We start from the raw sequence: 1964 nt of genomic DNA, 5'->3' as shown, positions 1-1964 counted from the left end.
CGTCGAGGATCCGGCGGGCGCGGGGCAGCGCGGCGGCTCTCAACCGGTCCCGTGTCTCGACGTCCGCCCGGTACTCCTCGGCCAGGAGCCGGCCGTGGTGGAATTCGAGACGCCGGGCCGTGCCGGACAGTCCGGACTCTCCGGCGCACCGGACCTCCGTCAGGGCGAGGTGGACCTCTCGGTCTTCCGGCAGGGGGTGTGCGGGGGAGAGCGCGGAGGCACGGGCGGCCGCCGGTGTTGCGAACGTGTGCCCGGCACGCCCCATGCACCGCCGCCATACGGCGAGGCCCTGCGCGTAGGCGACGTCTGCGACGACCCGGCTGCGGAGGATCTGTTCCAGCGTGTTCACTCGGGTCGAGGAACGGAACCATGCGCCGAGGTCTCCGTAGAGCCGGTGCTGGGCCTCCGCGACGCACCCGCGATCGCTGCGCCGCAGGGTTCCGCCGCCGGGGAGTCGTACGGTCAGTCCGTCGGGGGACGGGCCGTTGGCGGCGACGAGTGCCGCGGCCTTGCGGTGCGCGGGCAGCGCGGCGAAGTAGGTGCGGTTCGGATCGCTCTTCGCCAGGGCCGCCTGCCGGCGACGCAGCTGGGACCCGTAGCCGTGCTCCCGGGCCCAGTCGGCGTCGTCGATGATGTACGGGAAGAGCGTGGACTCCGGTTCGGCGGCGAGATGGAAGGGGCGGTACGTGAAGCCGCGTCGGCTCATGCAGTCGCGGAGCAGCTGCTGTTCGGCGTCGTGGAGCAGTCCGTCGTGCTCGGTGTTCCTCGGTGCTCCGACGGGGCGGAGCGGGGGCGGGCGTTCGCCCGGCGGCGGACCCTCGGGGCCGGCCATCACGGCGGCGGAGAGCGCGATCGCGGCGGTCGTCACTGCTGAGGCGGAGAGCAGTAGGGATCGGCGGCGGGCGCGGCTGGTCCGAGGCATGGGGGACTCCGGTGACGTCGGCAAGGCGTTGAGGGATGAGGATCGGTGACTCTCCGTCGGGGCGGCTGCCGTGGTGCGGTGCGCCGTGAACGCGTCGCGGCGATCGTGGGGCACGCCGATCGCGGGGCGCGCCGAGGGAATACATCCGGTCGGCGTGCCGCCGCTGAGCGATGCGGCGGCCGGACAACCGAAGTCTGTGGCCGCCGTCGAGAGGACCGCAAGCGTGTCCCGGCTGCTTCGGAGAAGTCGGGATCCGAACGCCGCTGACCTGCGGGGACTTTCCTGTCCCGGGACACGGGACAGCCCGGGAAGGGCGAGCGACGGAGGGGCGGCGTGTCCGATGCCTGCATCGGATCGGGAGAAGGGGGTAGGGCCGTCTCCTCCTGGGTCCGGCTCCGTGCGCGTCTGGTGCGGTGAAGGAGTCGTCTACCGCGATCGAGCTCCCGCCGAGGAGGCCCAGTCGCTCCGGCGGCCACGCATCGGACCGCTTCCGTGTCGTTCTCGTGGTGTGCCCCGGCGCGCCCACGGTGGTGTCGCCCGAGGTGCGTTGTCGACGGAGTCGGCTGCGAACTCGCGGCGACCGGATGGGAAGGAGCGATCCGTGCACGACCGGATCAACCGAGGAGACGGCCTGCTCTGCGGGCCGAGCAGCGAGCGAAGGGAGGCGGCGGGCGTGCGTGGCGGCGCGGACGGGGTGTCCGGCGGCGGGTTGCAGAGTTCAGGCGGAGGGGTCGGCGCGAGCCTTCGAGAACCGCTGCGGGTGAGCTACCGGTGGCTCGTCGAGCCGCTGCGGGCGAGTTCCCGCTGGGGTGTCCTCACTCGCCGGGGCTTCGCCGCAGCGACGGCCGCCCTGAGCGTGGCCGTAGGCCGTCCGGCGGCGGGTTGCAGAGTTCAGGCGGAGGGGTCGGCGCGAGCCTTCGAGAACCGCTGCGGGTGAGCTACCGGTGGCTCGTCGAGCCGCTGCGGGCGAGTTCCCGCTGGGGTGTCCTCACTCGCCGGGGCTTCGCCGCAGCGACGGCCGCCCTGAGCGTGGCCGTAGGCC

The 1964-nt window shown here is 73.3% G+C and carries 1 protein-coding gene; it reads right to left on the bottom strand.

Features of this window, described 5'->3' with window-relative positions; translation table 11 throughout:
* Positions 1-922: hypothetical protein (locus EAO70_RS35065; RefSeq protein ID WP_148006857.1), on the bottom strand; the 922-nt coding region annotated here is incomplete at its 3' end.
* Positions 923-1964 lie beyond the last annotated feature (1042 nt).

It is taken from the genome of Streptomyces sp. adm13(2018), assembly GCF_008042145.1.
Lineage (GTDB): Bacteria > Actinomycetota > Actinomycetes > Streptomycetales > Streptomycetaceae > Streptomyces.
Note: the sequence above shows the minus strand (reverse complement) of the source record. Positions and strands in the feature narration are given on the sequence as shown.